This window comes from Caulobacter sp. S45, from assembly GCF_903642205.1.
Classification (GTDB): domain Bacteria; phylum Pseudomonadota; class Alphaproteobacteria; order Caulobacterales; family Caulobacteraceae; genus CAHJWH01.
This window is the reverse complement of record NZ_CAHJWH010000002.1, coordinates 1-16697: the sequence shown is the minus strand read 5'-3', so window position 1 is coordinate 16697 and position 16697 is coordinate 1. Positions and strand designations below refer to the sequence as shown.

The window sequence follows — 16697 nt, the reverse complement described above, 5'->3', positions numbered from 1 at the left end:
CGCCGCAACGGTGGCGAGCTCCGGCCCGGCTTCCGGCGGGGAGGCGAGACGATGTTCCGGTATGCTCTTGCGGTCAACATCCCTGGTGATCTGCAGCAAAATTGGAAAACCGGGTTGGTCGAGCATCGGAAAGGCCGGGCAGGGCGAGGAGGTCTTCTGCACGGTGATGCGCGCCGCCGACCGAAGGCTGTCCGATCGGGACGCCGGAACCTGGGTTCGAGCAACGAGTATGGCGCCGCTGTGTGGTTTCCGGGACGCAATCGCCCTTTTTGAAGAAATCGTCCTGGAAATGTGGCGTTCACCGGCGCTAGGAAGCCCCAACGAAGGGCGGCGTCCACGACCGCCCGTACATGGGGGTGGAACGACTATGCGCGCATTCCTGCGGATCACCGCGTCGACTCTGGCGATCACCACGGCCACCCTGGCGGGCGCCGGTATCGCCCTGGCGCAAAGCGCCGCCAACCCGGCCCCCGTCCCGACCGGCGCCGAACAGTCAAGCTCCGGCACGACGGGCGTGGCCGCCTCCCAGAGCACCACGGCCCCCGGTCCCGCGGCCCCCGCCGCCGGCGGCGGCGCCAACACCACCAGCGGCTACACCGTCGACACCGTCGTGGTCACCGCCCAGAAGCGGAAGGAGAACCTGCAGGACGTGCCCATCGTGGTGACGGTGGTCAACAAGCAGCTGCTGCAGGACAGCGGCGTCCGGGACATCAAGGACCTCTCCAAGCTGACCTCTGGCCTGACGGTGACCTCCACCGCGTCCGAGGCCACCACCACCGCCCGCATCCGCGGCGTCGGCACCGTCGGCGACAATCCGGGCCTGGAGCCGTCGGTCGGCGTGGTCATCGACGGCGTCTACCGGCCAAGGAACGGTGTAGGCTTCAACGACCTGGGCGACGTGGACCAGATCGAGGTGCTGAAGGGTCCCCAGGGCACCCTGTTCGGCAAGTCCACCTCCGCCGGCGTGATCAGCATCACCACCGCCGAGCCCAGCTTCAAGACCGGCGGCAGCGCCGAGTTCACCGTCGGCAACTATAACGAGATCGGCGGATCGGCCGAGGTCCACGGCGCGCTGCCGGTGCTGGGCGGCGACAAGGTGGCGGGCAGCTTCTACTTCGCCGACCGCCATCGCGACGGCTTTTACGACGTGGTCACTGGCCAGGGGCCGCGCACCCAGGACGCCAGCGACAACGAGGACTTCTACACCGCCCGCGGCCAGCTGCTGTTCCGGCCGGACTCAAACCTCACCGCACGGATCATCGCCGACTACACCCACCGCGACGAGAACTGCTGCGCGGCGGTGGTGAAGGCCAACAGCGGGCCGCTCAACGCCGCGAGTCCCCTGAACGTGCAGGGGATCGTCGCCGGCCTGGCGGGCGCGGGCGGGGGCGAGGCCCAGACGCCGGACCCTTACAGCCGCCTCGCCTACCAGAACGAGCCCAGCGTGCAGAACATCGTCGATGAGGGCATTTCGGCCCAGATCGACTACAAACTCCCCAGCATCAACGCCGCCATTACCTCGATCACCGCCTTCCGGAACTGGAAGCTTATCGATGGTAACGACCTGGACTTCAGCAACGCCGACCTGTTCTCCACTCCCGTAGGCGACGAGAACAGCACCCAGTTCCAGGACTTGAGTCAGGAGCTGCGCTTTGCTGGAACCTACGGCAAGCTCGACTACCTGGTGGGCGCGTTCTACGCGAACGAATACCTGCGCGACAACTTCGAGTTCCGCACCGGGAACCAGTTCGGCGCCTATCTGGACGACCTGTTCAGCACGATCGTTGAAGGCCAGCCGACACCCGGATTCCTGCCGGGCCTGTTCGGCCCGCAAGCCACCTTCCCCGGCGGCAACGCCAGCATGGATCGCTATCGCCAGCGTGACGACGACTACTCCGTCTTCACCAACGACACCTACCACTTCACCAGCAAGTTCGACGTGAACGTCGGCGTGCGCTACACCATCGACAACAAGGTGCTGAACAGCAGCAACCAGAACACCGGCGCCAATCCCGGCGCAGGCTGCCAGGCGATCGACTCCAGCCCGCTGACCCAGCTGGGCCTGATCCCGCAGGCGCTGCTGAACACCGTCTGCCTGCCGTTCTTCAGCCCGGCCTTCGACAACTTCTCCAACCACCAGAGCGAGTCGACCTCCAACACTTCGGGCACGGTGAAGGCGGTCTATCGTTGGGCGCCGGAGCTTCTGACCTACGTCTCCTACGCCAAGGGCTTCAAGGCAGGCGGCTTCAACCTGGACCGCGTCGGCTGTCCGAACGGCCAGCCCTATGCCGGGACCGGACCGGTCCCGGCGGGCTCATGCCCCGTGGCCACCGTGCCGACCAATCCTTTCGGCACCGGCGGGACCAAGATCATCACCGCTCTCACCGCCGACACCAACACCTTCTTCAAGCCGGAATATTCCGACTCGATCGAGGCGGGGGCCAAGACCACCCTGTTCGACCGCAAGCTGCTGCTGAACGCCACCCTGTTCTACGAGAAGTTCTCCAACTTCCAGTACAACACCTTCAACGGCCTGGTGTTCGTGGTCGACTCGCTGCCGGCGGTCTACAGCAAAGGGCTGGACACCGACTTCCTGTGGCGGCCGATCCGCGACCTGAACGTACAGGGCGGCCTGACCATCGCCAGCACCCGCTTCTCCCACACCGACGGGGACGCCACCTCGGGCGTGCTGGCCACCTCAGGCTTCCTCGGCGCCGCCGGGTCGCGCCTGCCGCTGGCCCCCCAGTATTCGGCCTCGCTGGAGGGAACCTACACCTACCGGCTGCCCGCCGACTACATGGTCCGCCTGAACCTCGGGACCAAGTTCAACTCCAAGTACAACACCGGCTCCGACGAGGACATCCGCAAGGAGCAGGGCGCCTACTTCGTCACCGACGGCCGCATCATCTTCGGCCCACAGGACGGCAAGTACGACGTGGAGTTCTGGGTGGAGAACCTGGCCAACACCCACTACGAGCAGGTGGCCTTCGACAGCGGCTTCCAGAACGCGCCGACCAACGCCACCGGCCTGATCGACGCCTTCCTGGGCAACCCGCGCACCTTCGGGGCGACCTTGCGGGCCAAGTTCTAAGGGCGCAGAACGAGGCCTGCACTGAGGGACGATCGGCGATGGCGGATGGTTCGATGGCAGGTCCCAGCTCCCTCAGGGGCCGGGTGAGCGAACAGGAGTGGGGCGCGCGGGTCGAACTCGCCGCCCTCTACCGCCTGGTGGCGCTGCACGGCTGGGACGACGCCATCTTCACCCACGTGTCGATGCGTGTGCCGGGACCCGAGCACCACTTCCTGATCAACCCCTACGGCGTCTATTTCGACGAGATGACGGCGTCCGCCCTGGTCAAGGTGGACCTGGATGGCCGGATCGTCATGGACACGCCGTACAAGATCAATCCGGCGGGGTTCACCATCCACTCCGCCATCCATGCGGCGCGGCCGGACGCCATGTGCGTCATGCACCTGCACACCGACTGCGGCGTCGGCGTGTCGGCCCAGGCCGAGGGCCTGCTGCCGATCAGCCAGAACCACCTGATCATCATCCCCCGGCTGGCCTATCACGGCTATGAGGGCGTGGCTCTGAACCACGACGAGCGCGAGCGGCTGGTGGCCGACCTTGGGGACAGGTCGGTGATGATGCTGCGGAACCATGGCACCCTGGCCGTGGGCGGCTCGGCGGCGGAGGCCTGGACGGCCATGTACTTCCTGGAACGCGCCTGCGCCCAGCAGGTCGCCGCCCTGTCCGGCGGCCGCGACCACATCCTCACGGCACCCCCCGAGGCGCAGGAGGTCGTCCTGGGGCAGACGGCCCGCGGCATGGCCGCCGTGGCGCAGCTCGGCTGGCCCGGCCTGCTCCGAAAGCTCGACCGCAAGCTGCCCGGCTACGACGCCTGAAGCCAGGCGCCCGTAACAACGCTCCGGTGCGCCTGTCCGCGCAGCCGCCATGCCCACGTGCCACGCCCTCGCCGGGGTAGACAACTTCCGCGACTTCGGCGGAGCGGTGTCGCGCTTCGGCGGCCGCGTGCGTACTGGCCGGCTGTTCCGCTCGGCCAACCTCGCGGGCGCGGACAAGGCCGACATCGTCCAGCTCGACCGGCTCGGCGTCCGCACGATCGTCGACCTGCGCCGCCCGGCCGAACGGCGCCGCCAGCCCTCCCGCTGGACCAGCTTCCCGGGCCGCCTGATCCTGTCCGATCTCGGCGACCGGGAGGAGGGGCCGCACATCGCCTTCCTGCGCCAGGGCGATCTCAGCGACGCAGGCGTGGAGGCCTATCTCAGCGGCTACTACCGCGAGGCGTTCTTCGAGCCGCGCCACATGGCCCTGTTCGCCGAGACCTTCTCGGCCCTCGACGCCGGTGACGGCGCCCTGCTGATCCACTGTACGGCGGGCAAGGACCGCACCGGGCTGCTGGCCGCCCTGATCCAGGCCGCGCTGGGGGTCGGCCGCCCGGAGATCATGGCCGACTTCCTGGCCACGAACACGGCGATGATGACCGGCCCACGGCGTGAGCAGGTCTCCGCCACCCTGGCGCCCATCCTCGGCGGCGAGCCTTCAGCCGCCATCCTGCAGGGCTTCATGGGCGTGACCGGCGGCCACCTCGACGTTGCCCTGGCCTCCCTCGACATACGGACGGGCGGGCTGGAGCCGTATCTCGCCTCGCTGGGCGTCGGACAGGACCGCCTCTCGCGCCTCTGCGCCAGGCTCCTCGCCTGACGGTCGGCTCACCGGCGCCGGTCGCTCCACTCCGCCCGTCCTGCGGGAGCGAGGTCAGGCCCCGGAGGTGACCAGGGTCTCCTCGCCCTCGCGGATCGGCGCGTCGTCGCCGGGCTGTCGGGGCGTGGCGAAGCGGGAGAACTTGGGTCTCAGCCAGGCCTCGAAGCCGTCGACGAAGAGATAGATCACGGGCACCAGGATGAGGCTTAGGAAGGTCGAGCTCATCAGGCCGCCGATCACCGCTACCGCCATCGGCTTCCGGAACTCCGAACCGGCGCCCAGGCCCAGCGCAGTCGGCAGCATTCCGGCCACCATGGCCACCGTGGTCATCACGATCGGGCGGGCGCGCTCACGGCAGGCGTTGTGCAGGGCGGTCCAGCGGTCCTGGCCGGCGCGCTCGTCCTCGATGGCGAACTCCACGAGCAGGATGGAGTTCTTGGCGGTGATGCCGAACAGCATGAGCAGGCCGATGAAAACCGGCATGTCGATCTCCATGCCGCAGAGCGTCAGCGCCACCGCCGCCCCCGCCAGGCTGAGCGGCAGCGCGCCCAGGATGATGATGGGCTTGAAGAAGCTCCGGAACAGCAGGACCAGCACCGCGTAGATCAGCCCGATCCCGGTGAAGAGCGCGAGCGTGAAGCCGCCGATGATCTCGCCGAGCGCCTCCGCGTCGCCGATGGCGGGCTGATGCACGTCGGGCGGCAGGTGCTGCATCACCGGCAGCGCCTTCACCGCCTTCAGCGCCGTGCCGAGGCTGGCGCCGTTCAGGTCCGCCTGCACCGAGACGCGCCGCTCGCGCCCATAGCGCACCAGGCGCGCCGGACCCGCCTCGAAGCTGAGGTCGGCGACCGAGGACAGCGGGGTCGAGGCCCCGTTCGTGGTCGGCACCTGCAGCTGGCCGAGAGTGGACACGTCGGTGCGGTCGGCTTCGGGCAGGCGCACGCGGATGGGGATGCGGCGCTCGCCCTCGCTGAACTTGGAGACCGCCGCGTCGATGTCGCCGATGGTGGCGATGCGCAGCACCTGGGCCAGGGCGTCGGAGGTGACGCCGAGCCGGGCCGCCTCGTCGGCCTTGGGCCGCACCACAAGTTCGGGCCCCGACGGCATGGGCGAGGGGCGCACGTCCGACAGCTGGGGCAGGCGGCGCATCTCGCGCATGAGCTCGAGCTGGCTGACCTCCAGGGCCGGCCCGTTCTGGCTGGCCAGCACGATCTCCACGTCCGCCGAGCCGCCGAAGCCGCTGCCCTGGGTGTTGACCCGCACGTCCGGCTGCTGGCGCAGCAGAGGGCGGATGCGCTTCTTGAAGCCCTCGGTGGTCAGGCGGCGGACGGGCTTCAGCACCACGGTCAGCACGCCGTTGTTCAGGTCCTGGCCCTCGCTGGACGGATTGCCCTCGCCGACCTGGGCGTAGACGCGCTCCGCATCGGGCTGGGCCAGCAGCATCTTGGTGGCGCGTTCGACGCTGTCGGTCATGTCGGCCCGGGTCGCGCCCGGCGGACCCTCGATGGTCAGGTAGAAGTAGCCGGGATCGCCGACCGGCTGGAAGCCCGTCGGCCGGGTGCCCATGAGCGCCAGCGAGGCCACGAAGATCAGCAGGCCCGCGACGGCGGCGAGCCAGCGGTGGCCCATCGCCCAGTCCAGCGCACGACGATAGAAGCCGCCCATCGGCCTGTTCGGCTGGATATGGGCGCGGGGCTTCAGGAAATAGGCCGCGAGCAGAGGCGTCAGCAGGCGCGCCACCACCAGGGAGAACATGACCGCCACGGCGACGGTCAGCCCGAATTCCTTGAAGAACTGGCCCGGTATGCCGCCCATGAACGAGACGGGGGTAAACACCACCACGATCGTGGCGGTGGTGGCGACCACCGCCAGCCCGATGGAGTCCGCCCCGATCAGCGAGGCCCGGTAGGGGGTCTCGCCGCGCTCGATGCGCTTCTCGATGTTCTCGATCTCGACGATGGCGTCGTCGACCAGGATGCCGATGACCAGCGTCAGCGAGAGCAGGCTGATGACGTCGAGGTTGAAGCCGAACAGCTGCACCGCCGTAAAGGTGGGGATCAGGGAGAGCGGCATGGCGGTCGCGGCGATCGCGGTGGCGCGCCAGCTCTTCAGGAAGACGAAGACCACCAGCGCCGCCAGCACCATGCCTTCCAGCAACACGTGCACCGTCGCCTCATAGGAGAGTCGCGTCTCGTCCACCGTGTCGATGATCTGGGTGAAGGCGACGGCGGGATAGGCGTGCGCCAGCTTGGCGATGGCGGCCTTCACGGCATGCTCGGTCTTGATCTCGTCAGCGCCGACGGTCTCGTTCACCTCGAAGCCGACCACCGGGCGCCCGTTCAGCAGGGCGAAGGCCCGGGGCTCCGACTGGCCGTCGCCGATCTCGGCGATGTCGGAGAGCTGCACGTAGCGGCCGTTGGCGGGGATGGTGAGGCGACGGAGCGAGTCGACGGTCGCCGCCTGGCCGAGCACGCGCACGGTCTGCTCGCGGCCGCCGATGTCGGCCCGGCCGCCGGTCTCGTCGATGTTGTAGGTGTAGAGCGCCGCATTCACCTGGGGCGCGGTGACGCCGAAGGCGGTCATCCGCTGCGGGTTGAGGGTGACGTTGATCTCGCGGTCCTGGCCGCCGTCGCGGTTCACCTGAGCGACGCCCGAGACGCCCTGCAGCCCGCGCGAGACGGTGTTGTCGATGAACCAGGACAGCTGGACCGGGTTCATCGAGTTGGAGCTGAGCGCGTAGATCAGGATGGAGTTGGTGTTGGCGTCCACCCGCTCCACCAGCGGCGGGTCGATGCCGGGGGGCAGTTGCACGCGGGTGCGGTCGACCGCGGTCCTGACCTGGTCGGTCTCCTTCTGCAGGTCGGAGCCGAGTTCAAACTCCACCGTGGTGTGCTCCAGCCCCAGGCTGATCGAGCTGTAGACGTGCTTGACGTTGGGGAGCGCAGCCACCGCGTCCTCGATCGGGCGGGTGATCTGGTTCTGGATCTCGCTGGGCGCCGCGCCGCTCTGGGTGACGGTGATGCTGACCGCGGGGAAGGTGATGTTGGGGTACTCGCGGATCGGCAGCTTGGTGTAGGACAGCCAGCCCATCAGGGTCAGCGCCACGAACAGCACCGTGATCGGCAGCGGGTTGCGTATCGCCCAGGCCGAGATGCGGAGCTTCATGCCGCGGGCGCTCCCGGATCGGTCCGCACCGGGTTGACCTTGTCGCCGTCGAGCACGAAGGCGCCGCCGCCGAGCAGCACCATCTGGCCGGGCTGGGGCCCGCTCAAGAGCTCCACCAGGCCGCCCGCATGAGCGCCGGTGCGGACCGGGATGCGGCGCACCACGTCGCCGGAGCCGAGCGTCATCACCGAGGCGCCGTCGGCGTCGAAGCGCAGCGCGCTCTCCGGGATCACCGTGGCGCTGCGGCCGCTGCTGGTGAAGGTCGCCCGACCATAGCCGCCGGGGCGCAGGTCCGCGCGCACCGGCAGGGTGACGCGCACGTGGCCGAGCTTGGTCTGGGCGTCCACCTCGGGGCTGACCACCCGCACCACGCCGTCGACGCTGGCATTGTCGGGCAGGGTGACGGTGGCGTGGTCGCCGGGATGGATGCCGGCGAGGTCGGCTTCCGACACTTCGGCGTTCAACTCCACCACGTTGTCGGCGGCGATGCGGTACATGACCATGGTGGGGGCGGCGATATCGCCGGGTCGCACGGTGCGCTCCAGCACCCGTCCGCCTACGGGGGCGCGCACGGTCATCATCCGCTCGCGGGTGAGCAGGTCGTTGAGCTGGGCCTGGGCGGCGGCGACGCCGGCCCCGGCGCTGCGGGCGGCCAGGCGCCGCTCCACGATCTGCTCCTGGGGCAGCACGCCCTGGTTGTCCAGGCCGGAGACGCGCTTGGCCTCCTCCACGCTGCGTTCTGAGGCGACCTTCTGCTCGTCCACCATCGCCTGCTGCTGGGCGATCTGGGCGCGCAGCAGGGTGTCGTCGAGCTGGGCCAGGGGCTGGTCCGGCGCCACCTGGGCGTCCTGATCGACGAACACCTTCGCCACTCGATAGCCGCTCAGCTCGGTGGAGACGGCGGCCTCGAGCTTGGGGATCAGCAGGCCGGAGGCGGTGACCCCACCTCGCAGCACCTGGGTGCGGACGGGCGTGACGCTGACGCTGAGCGGCGCGGCGGCCACGGCCGTCTTCGCCGCCGGCTTATTGCAGCCGGCCAGCAGCACCGACGAGGCGAGAAGCGCAGCGGGAAGCGACGCGGAGGCGGAACGGAGGAAGCTCATACAGGCCTTTTCACGACAGGTCTGCAGCACGGGCGGGGGCCTGTGTCGGACGCGGCTCCGCCGCCCGTCGACGAAGCGCCGCCCGAACCTTTAGCGTCACTACTCATCAACGCCGCATTATCTCTTCGTAATCATCGCGCCGCCACCCGCTGGGGCATGGGCGGGGGTGTCCAGCCGCCGCCGAGCGCCTGGAACAGGGTGGCGCTGTCCATCAGGGTGGTCACCTGGGCGGTGGAGAGCGTCAGCCGCGCCTGGCGCCAGGTGCTCTCCGCCGCCAGCAGGGTGGTGAGGTCGGTGAGGCCAAGGTCGTAGCCCCGCCGCTTGGCGTCAAAGGCGAAGCGCGCCCGGTCCACCGCGGTCTGCAGGCTGGCCCCGCGCCTGCGGTCGGCGTCCAGCGTGTTCAGCCCGTTCTCCGCGTCGCGATAGGCGTCCTGCACCGCCTTCTCGTAGGCGATCACCGCCTGCTCGCCCCGCGCCCTCTGACCGCGCACGATGGCGAGCAGGCGCGGCCGGTCCAGCACCGGCGCGGTGGCGTTCAGGCCGAGCGACCAGATGGTGCTGAAGCTGTCATAGGTCCCGGTGGTCTTGGCCAGCTCCAGCGCCGGGGCCAGCGAGAAGTCCGGGAACAGGCCGAGCCTGTCGAGGTCGAGCGTGCCGGCCGCGGACTGCAGCCGCGCCTGGGCCTCGCGCACGTCGGGGCGGCGGCGGAGCAGCTCTCCCGGCGTGGTCTGCGGCGGCACGGGCGGGGCTACGGCCACAGGCTCCACCACCAGGGTCTCGATCCCGTCCAGGCCGCGGCCGACCAGGTCGAGCAGGGTGCGGCGGGCGGCCCGGCCCACCGCCTCCAGCCGCACGACCTCGGCCGCGTCGGTGGCCGCATCGCTCTCCAGCCGGGCGGCGTCGGAGGTCGAGGTCAGGCCATGGGAGGCCGACAGGTCGGCCGAGCGGGCCAGCGACTGGGCGATGCGGTAGGTTTCCCGCGCCTCGGCCAGCTGGATGGCGTCGCCGCGGGCCTGGAACAGGTCGTTGGCCACGTTGGTGGCCAGCATCGAGCGCACCGCCTCGTAGTCGAAGCGCTGGGTCCACAGGTCCGCGTCCGCCGCCCGCTTGGCCGCCCGTCTGCGGCCGAAGATGTCCAGCTCGTAGGAGACGTTGAACTGGGCGGCGTAGGTCTGCAGGCTGCCCGAGGGCGTCAGGACGGCGCCGGAATCGCTGGTGGTCGTGGTTCCCGTCGTTCCCGTCGTCCCGACCGAACCCGTCCCGGTCGTGGTGCTGCCGAGCCCTGTGCTGACGCCCAGCCCCCCGAAGCTCTCGGAGGTGTGCTGGTTCTGGGCCGAACCCAGCAGGTCGCCCTGGGGCAGGTAGGCCGCCAGGGCCTGGGACCGGGCGGCGCGGGACTCCGCGATGCGCTGCAGCCCGGTGCGCGCGTCGGGGCTGGCCTGCATCGCGCCTTCCACCAGGCCGGTGAGCTGGGGATCGTCGTAGAGCCGCCACCAGGCGTCCAGCGCCTGGGGCGACAGGGCCGGGTCCGACTTGCCGGGCGCCTGGTAGGCGGCGGGCATGACCGTGGAGGGGTGCGATATGCCGCCGCCTGCGCATCCTGCCAGGCTCGCAGCCAGCAGGACGGCCGCAGCGACCAGGCCGCCCGGCCGCGCTCGGGGTCTGCGGATCGCTGTCTGCAAGGGCGACCTCATGAACAGTCCGCGCCCCGGCGCGCGGAGCGGGCGGAGCAAGCGTAAGCGTATTGAACCTAAGCGGGAGGCCAAGTCACTGCGTCTGCAGGCCGCGGAGCCGCGGTTTAGGCGCTGAGCCGCTCCATCTCCTCCTCGCTGATGTCGGAGTTCGGGAAGACGGTCTGAACGTCGTCCTCGTCGTCCAGCGCGTCCATCAGCTTGAGCAGGGAGGCCGCCTGCTCGCCCTCTACAGGCGTGAGCGACTTCGGTCGCCAGACGATGCCGGTGCGTTTCGGCGCGCCGAACTTCGCCTCCAGCGCCTCGATGACCGCACCCAGGTCCTCGAAGCCGGTGAACACGGTGTGGGTCTCCTCGTCGCTCTCCACGTCCTCGGCCCCGGCCTCGATGGCCGCCTCCATCATGGCGTCGTCGCTGGCCGCCTTGGCCGGATAGACGACCTCGCCCAGCCGGTCGAACATGAAGGCGACCGAGCCGGTCTCCCCCAGCGCGCCGCCGTTCTTGCCGAAGATGGCGCGCACGTTGGCGGCGGCGCGGTTGCGGTTATCGGTGAGCACCTCCACGATCAGGCCCACGCCGCCAGGGCCGAAGCCCTCGTAGCGGATCTCCTCATAGGTGTCGGCCTCCCCGCCCGCGGCCTTCTTTATGGCCCGGTCGATGTTGTCCTTGGGCATCGACTCCGCCTTGGCCGCCGCGATGGCCAGGCGCAGGCGGGCGTTGTCCTTGGGGTCTGGCACGCCGGTCTTGGCGGCGAGCGTGATGTCGCGCGACAGCTTGGAGAACAGCTTGGAGCGGATCTTGTCCTGGCGCCCCTTGCGGAACTGGATGTTCTTGAACTTGGAATGGCCGGCCATGTGCGTGTCGTCGAGGTTGCGGGGCGTGGCCGACAGGCCTGCCCGGAAGGGCCGGGTTCTAGCGCCGCCCGGCCGCCGCGTCATCCGCCCTGCACGGAACAGGGCTCCAGCGCAGCCGTTCGTGCGCAATGGATCACGACGACCCCACAGCCGAGCTGGACGCGCCTGAGCTGGTGCACTGGTCGCCGCGACATGGCCCCACGGTGGGCGGACCGATACGACCCCTCGCCCTTCCGTTCGGCTCGTTCGGCCTGGTCGCGGTGTTCGGGCTGGCCGTCGGCGCGCTGGCGGTGGGCGCCCTGGCCATAGGACGGCTGGCGGTCGGCGACGCGCGCCTGGGCAGGGTTCGCATCGACCAGCTGGAGGTCGGCGAGCTCACCGTGACCCGCCGCAACGGCCGGCCCTTCTGACGAGCCCGCCCGACCTGCGTTGACACCCTCGCCGGCCCTCCTATGGTCCGGCCGCCTCGCACGACTGGCGCTGAAGGTGGGTCACCACCGGGGAGTGCGGGGTGGATCGCCGCGCGCCTGGGCTCCCGAACCCCTTCCCGTCCGGACTCCGCCATGCCCTCAGCCCCCGACTTCCCGCCGGCGCCCGACCGCGTCCCTGTCCGCCGCGCCCTGATCTCCGTCTCCGACAAGGCGGGGCTGGTCGAGGCCGGCCGCGCCCTGCACGCGCTGGGCGTGGAGCTGGTCTCCACCGGCGGCACCCGCGCGGCGTTGGCCGCCGCCGGCCTGCCCGTGCGCGACGTGGCCGAGCTGACCGGCTTTCCCGAGATGATGGACGGCCGGGTCAAGACCCTGCACCCGGTCGTCCACGGCGGCCTGCTCGGCGTCCGCGACGCCCCGTCCCATGCGCAGGCCATGGCGGAGCACGGGATCGGCGGCATCGATCTGCTCTACGTCAACCTCTACCCGTTCGAGGCGACGGTGGCGGCGGGCGCGGACTTCGCCACGGCGGTGGAGAACATCGATATCGGCGGCCCCGCGATGATCCGCTCCGCCGCCAAGAACCACGGCTGTGTCGCCGTCTGCACCGACCCGGAGGCCATGGCCGAGGTGCTCGCCGCCCTGCAGGCCGACGGCGCCACGACCTTGGAACTCCGCAAGAGGCTGGCCGCCCGCGCCTTCGCCCGCACCGCCGCCTATGACGCCGCCATCTCGACCTGGTTCGCCGGCCAGCTCGGCGACGCCTTCCCCGAGCGCAAGGCCATCGCGGGCGAGCGGCTGCAGACCATGCGCTATGGCGAGAACCCGCACCAGGCCGCCGCCTTCTACCGTTTGGGCGCCACGAGGCCGGGCGTGGCCGCGGCGCGCCAGCATCAGGGCAAGGCGCTCAGCTACAACAACGTGGCCGACACCGACGCCGCCTTCGAGCTCGTGGCCGAGTTCGATCCCGCCGACCACGCCGCCGTAGCCATCATCAAGCACGCCAACCCCTGCGGGGTCGCGGTGGGCGGGAGCCTGCTTGAGGCCTACCGGCGCGCCCTGCAGTGCGATCCGGTCTCGGCCTTCGGCGGCATCGTGGCCGTGAACCGCCGGCTGGACGTGGCGGCGGCGCGCGCGATCGTGGAGGTGTTCACCGAGGTGGTGATCGCGCCCGAGGCCGACGAGGACGCCATCGCCGTGTTCGCCGCGAAGAAGAACCTGCGCCTGCTCACCACGGGCGGCCTGCCCGATCCGCGGGCGGCGGGAGAGGTGTTCCGCTCGGTGGCCGGCGGCTTCCTGGTGCAGTCGCGCGACAGCGCCCGCATCACGCCCGCCGACCTGAAGATCGTGACGAAGCGCCAGCCCACCGACGCGGAGGTCGCCGACATGCTGTTCGCCTTCACCATCGCCAAGCACGTGAAGTCCAACGCCATCGTCTATGCCAAGGACGGGCAGACCTCAGGCATCGGCGCCGGCCAGATGAACCGCCGCGACAGCGCCCGCATCGCCGCGCTGCGCGCCCGGGAAGCCGCCGAGACCGCAGGCCTGCCGGGCTCGCTCGCCGACGGCTCGGCCTGCGCGTCGGAGGCCTTCTTCCCTTTCGCCGACGGGCTGATCCAGGCGGTGGAGGGGGGCGCGACCGCGGTGATCCAGCCCGGCGGCTCCATCCGCGACGCCGAGGTGATCGCCGCCGCCGACGCGCGCGGCGTCGCCATGGCCTTCACCGGCGTGCGGGTGTTCCGCCACTGACACGCACGTCGCGCAGCGGGCCGCCACGCCGCCGTCCGGCTGGACATGCGGCGGCTTTGTCGCTTTATGACGCCGGTTTCGTAGCGCCGCCCTTGGGGCCGCCAGAGGACTTGCATATGGGTAGATCGCGTCGGGCCCTGGCCCTCACCGTGGCGGCCGCGGCCCTGCTGTCGGCGGCGCCCGCCCTGGCGGACGAGGTGGGCGTCGGCGTCTATGCTCACGACACCAGCTTCGGCGTGTCCGGCACCCCGCACGAGAGCGGCACCGAGGACGTCCAGCTGCTCTACCGCACCAGGACCTTCCATATCGACTACCTGCTCAACCCGATGTTCTACGCCAAGGCGCAGATCAACACCGACAGCCGCACCAACTTCTTCACCCTGGGCATCGAGTGGCGCCACCACTTGTTCCACAGCAGGTTCTACGGCGATTTCGGGCTCGGCGGAGCCTATGTGGACGGCTACAATACCTATCCCGACCACTTCAACCCGGACAGCACGCCGCTGCCCACCACCCCGGCCCAGAACGTCCTCTACCAGCAGGACCTGAAAATCTACAACAGGAACAAGGCCATGGGATCGGACTTCGTGTTCAACCCCAACTTCACCGTCGGCTACGACCTGTCGCGCCACTTCGCGGTGGAAGCCTCCTGGGACCACTATTCCAACGCCGGCTTCGGCGGCCGCAACCCTGGGCTCGACACCTTCGGCGGCCGGGTCCTGTACCGCTTCGGCGGCCTGTTCTAGCGGTGGGCAACGTCGCCGTCGTCGGCGCCCAGTGGGGCGACGAGGGCAAGGGCAAGATCGTCGACTGGCTGTCCAACCGCGCCGACGTGGTGGTGCGCTTTCAGGGCGGCCACAACGCCGGCCACACGCTGGTGGTCGGCGAGAAGGTCTACAAGCTGTCCCTGCTGCCCTCGGGCCTGGTCCAGGGCAAGCCGTCCATCATCGGCTCGGGCGTGGTGGTCGATCCCTGGCACCTGCTGGAGGAGATCGCCAAGCTCGAAGGCCAGGGCATAGCGATCAGCCCCGATATCCTGACGCTCGCCGACAACGCCTGCCTGATCCTGCCCCTGCACCGCGACCTGGACCAGGCGCGCGAGCGCGAGGCCGCCGCCGCCAAGATCGGCACTACCGGGCGCGGGATCGGGCCCGCCTATGAGGACAAGGTGGGCAGGCGGGCCATCCGCGTCGCCGACCTTGCCGATCCGGCCGCGCTCGACCTAAAGCTCCCCCGCCTGCTCGCCCACCATCGGGCGCTCCGGCGCGGCCTGGACCTGCCCGAGATCGACGCCGAGGCGCTCCGGACCGACCTGCTGGCGCTCGCGCCCCGGGTGCTACCCTACGCCAAGCCGGCCTGGCGGGTGCTCGACACCCTGGCCAAGGCCGGCAAGCGGATCCTGTTCGAGGGCGCGCAGGGCACGCTGCTCGACGTCGACCACGGCACCTACCCCTATGTCACCTCCTCCAACACCGCGGCGGGCCAGGCGGCGGCGGGCTCGGGCGTCGGCCCGGGGCGGGTCGGCTATGTGCTCGGCATCGTCAAGGCCTACACCACCCGCGTCGGCTCCGGCCCCTTCCCGACCGAGCTGTCGGACGCGGTCGGCCGGCACCTGGGCACGGTGGGGCGCGAGTTCGGGGTGGTCACCGGCCGGGCGCGCCGCTGCGGCTGGTTCGACGCGGTGCTGGTGCGCCAGACCGTCGCGATCAACGGTATCCACGGCATGGCGCTCACCAAGCTCGACGTGCTGGACGGCCTGGACGAGCTGAAGATCTGCACCGGCTACCGCATCGGCGAGACGCGCGTCCTGGACCACCTGCCCGCCGGCATGACCGACCAGGCCGCAGCCACCCCGATCTACGAGACCCTGGAAGGCTGGAGCGACAGCACCCAGGGCGCCCGGTCCTGGCGCGACCTGCCCGCCGCGGCGGTGAAGTACGTCCGCCGGATCGAGGAGCTGGTGGGCGCGCCCGTCGCCCTCCTCTCCACCAGCCCCGAACGCGACGACACCATCCTGATGTACGACCCCTTCGCGGGCTAGACGCCGTCTTCTCCTCCCCTGCGACAGCGGGGGAGGGGGACCATGCGCAGCACGGTGGAGGGGCCGTCACCGTTTCCAAGCCTGATGCTGCCGGGGCGGTTACGCCCCCTCCGTCACGGCGCGTATCCGCATCGCGCCACCTCCCCCGCTGCGCAGGGGAGGGGAAGCCCGCCCCTTGCCCTGCCCGCCCCATCCGCTACCCTTGCGTGCGCAGGTCCGGGGGGATGTGGGATGCACGATCAGACGGGACGGCTGGTCGCCTACGTCGTGGGCGGCGCCGTCTTCCTGGTGTTCCTGGCCTTGCGCATGCGCCGCGCCATGGCCAGCCGGCCGTTCCGCTTGCAGTACATCTGGGTCCTGCCCACCCTGTTCCTGGCGCTCACCGTCTTCACCCTGGCGGCGCACCCGCCCGAGGGGATGCAGTGGCTGTGGCTCGCCCTGGCGCTCGCGGCGGGGTTCGGCCTCGGCTGGGTCAGCGGCGCCACCATCCACCTGGAGGTCGATCCCACCACCCGCGCGGTGCGGGCCAAGGCCTCGCCGCTGGCCATGGTCTTCATCGTCGCCCTGGTGCTGGTGCGCGCGTTGATGCGCACCCTGGCCGGCCAGCTCGAGGCCGCCTACCACCTCCCCGCCCTCCTGATCCAGGACGCCTTCCTGCTCCTGGCGCTGGGCCTCTTTCTGGCGCGGGCCCTGGAGATGGGCCTGCGGGCGCGAAGGCTGAGCCGGGCGGCGGTGGAGGCGGTGTTCGCGTGAGGGCGGCGGGCTTGGGTTCCGCTTGACGGCGCAAGCACAATGACGACAGCGGCTCCAAAGCGGCCCTCCTACTCCCGTCTCGCCCGGACGTATTCCGGGCGTCCAGAGCATGACGTTAACCTTTCAGCCGCTCGTAGAGGTTCGCCAGCCCGGGGTCTCGCCCTCGATCAGGTTCAGCTTCCAGCGG

The 16697-nt window shown here is 70.3% G+C and carries 12 protein-coding genes and 1 riboswitch; of the genes, 8 read left to right on the top strand and 4 right to left on the bottom strand.

Annotation, left to right across the window (positions count from 1 at the left end):
* The first annotated feature begins 367 nt into the window (after positions 1–367).
* The 3 genes from HUV06_RS00455 to HUV06_RS00445 are packed head-to-tail and all read left to right on the top strand — an operon-like array spanning position 368 to position 4726.
* Entirely contained in the window at positions 368–3091 is a 2724-nt protein-coding gene (locus HUV06_RS00455) for a TonB-dependent receptor (protein WP_174299302.1), read from the top strand.
* 38 nt (positions 3092–3129) lie between these two features.
* Positions 3130–3906 carry a class II aldolase/adducin family protein gene (locus HUV06_RS00450; protein ID WP_174299301.1) on the top strand — a complete coding sequence of 259 codons (777 nt, stop codon included), beginning with the start codon at positions 3130–3132 and terminating at the stop codon, positions 3904–3906.
* A 49-nt stretch (positions 3907–3955) separates the two neighbouring features.
* Positions 3956–4726 carry a tyrosine-protein phosphatase gene (locus tag HUV06_RS00445; RefSeq protein WP_174299300.1) on the top strand — a complete coding sequence of 257 codons (771 nt, stop codon included), beginning with the start codon at positions 3956–3958 and terminating at the stop codon, positions 4724–4726.
* 54 nt (positions 4727–4780) lie between these two features.
* On the opposite strand, the gene HUV06_RS00440 is transcribed toward HUV06_RS00445, so the two are convergent.
* The 4 genes from HUV06_RS00440 to HUV06_RS00425 form a co-directional block, all read right to left on the bottom strand.
* Complete coding sequence (locus HUV06_RS00440) at positions 4781–7891, bottom strand: efflux RND transporter permease subunit (protein ID WP_174299299.1); 3111 nt, start codon at positions 7889–7891, stop codon at positions 4781–4783.
* Positions 7888–8994, bottom strand: a complete 1107-nt coding sequence (locus HUV06_RS00435) for an efflux RND transporter periplasmic adaptor subunit (protein ID WP_174299298.1) — start codon at positions 8992–8994, stop codon at positions 7888–7890. Before HUV06_RS00435 ends, HUV06_RS00440 begins: the two co-directional genes overlap by 4 nt.
* Before the next feature lie 131 nt (positions 8995–9125).
* Positions 9126–10676, bottom strand: coding sequence for a TolC family protein (locus HUV06_RS00430; protein WP_174299297.1), 1551 nt, complete (start codon positions 10674–10676; stop codon positions 9126–9128).
* Between the two features lie 116 nt (positions 10677–10792).
* Positions 10793–11539, bottom strand: coding sequence for a YebC/PmpR family DNA-binding transcriptional regulator (locus HUV06_RS00425; RefSeq protein WP_174299340.1), 747 nt, complete (start codon positions 11537–11539; stop codon positions 10793–10795).
* Between the two features lie 128 nt (positions 11540–11667).
* On the opposite strand from HUV06_RS00425, the gene HUV06_RS00420 reads away from it, so the two are divergent.
* From HUV06_RS00420 to HUV06_RS00400, 5 genes are all read left to right on the top strand, one after another.
* The gene (locus HUV06_RS00420; protein WP_217433573.1) at positions 11668–11949 is read left to right on the top strand and encodes a hypothetical protein; all 282 of its coding nucleotides are present in this window, start codon (positions 11668–11670) and stop codon (positions 11947–11949) included.
* A gap of 50 nt (positions 11950–11999) precedes the next feature.
* Positions 12000–12079: riboswitch (ZMP/ZTP riboswitch) on the top strand.
* Between the two features lie 23 nt (positions 12080–12102).
* On the top strand, positions 12103–13716 hold the full coding sequence (gene purH / locus HUV06_RS00415; protein ID WP_174299296.1) for a bifunctional phosphoribosylaminoimidazolecarboxamide formyltransferase/IMP cyclohydrolase: 1614 nt from the start codon (positions 12103–12105) through the stop codon (positions 13714–13716).
* A 116-nt stretch (positions 13717–13832) separates the two neighbouring features.
* Complete coding sequence (locus tag HUV06_RS00410) at positions 13833–14462, top strand: acyloxyacyl hydrolase (RefSeq protein ID WP_174299295.1); 630 nt, start codon at positions 13833–13835, stop codon at positions 14460–14462.
* Positions 14463–14464: 2 nt separating this feature from the next.
* Positions 14465–15757: an adenylosuccinate synthase gene (locus HUV06_RS00405; RefSeq protein ID WP_174299294.1), complete on the top strand. Its 1293-nt coding sequence runs from the start codon at positions 14465–14467 to the stop codon at positions 15755–15757.
* 231 nt (positions 15758–15988) lie between these two features.
* A complete protein-coding gene (locus tag HUV06_RS00400; protein WP_174299293.1) occupies positions 15989–16510 on the top strand; it encodes a CcdC protein domain-containing protein in 522 nt (173 codons plus the stop codon).
* Positions 16511–16697: the final 187 nt, after the last annotated feature.

Bases quoted from the DNA above. Each gene is read 5' to 3' on its own strand.
- HUV06_RS00410 (WP_174299295.1), top strand. From the start codon at position 13,833: ATGGGTAGATCGCGTCGGGCCCTGGCCCTCACCGTGGCGGCCGCGGCC.
- HUV06_RS00425 (WP_174299340.1), bottom strand. From the start codon at position 11,539: ATGGCCGGCCATTCCAAGTTCAAGAACATCCAGTTCCGCAAGGGGCGC.
- HUV06_RS00435 (WP_174299298.1), bottom strand. From the start codon at position 8,994: ATGAGCTTCCTCCGTTCCGCCTCCGCGTCGCTTCCCGCTGCGCTTCTC.
- HUV06_RS00440 (WP_174299299.1), bottom strand. From the start codon at position 7,891: ATGAAGCTCCGCATCTCGGCCTGGGCGATACGCAACCCGCTGCCGATC.
- purH (WP_174299296.1), top strand. From the start codon at position 12,103: ATGCCCTCAGCCCCCGACTTCCCGCCGGCGCCCGACCGCGTCCCTGTC.
- HUV06_RS00450 (WP_174299301.1), top strand. From the start codon at position 3,130: ATGGCGGATGGTTCGATGGCAGGTCCCAGCTCCCTCAGGGGCCGGGTG.
- HUV06_RS00420 (WP_217433573.1), top strand. From the start codon at position 11,668: ATGGATCACGACGACCCCACAGCCGAGCTGGACGCGCCTGAGCTGGTG.
- HUV06_RS00400 (WP_174299293.1), top strand. From the start codon at position 15,989: ATGCACGATCAGACGGGACGGCTGGTCGCCTACGTCGTGGGCGGCGCC.
- HUV06_RS00445 (WP_174299300.1), top strand. From the start codon at position 3,956: ATGCCCACGTGCCACGCCCTCGCCGGGGTAGACAACTTCCGCGACTTC.
- HUV06_RS00455 (WP_174299302.1), top strand. From the start codon at position 368: ATGCGCGCATTCCTGCGGATCACCGCGTCGACTCTGGCGATCACCACG.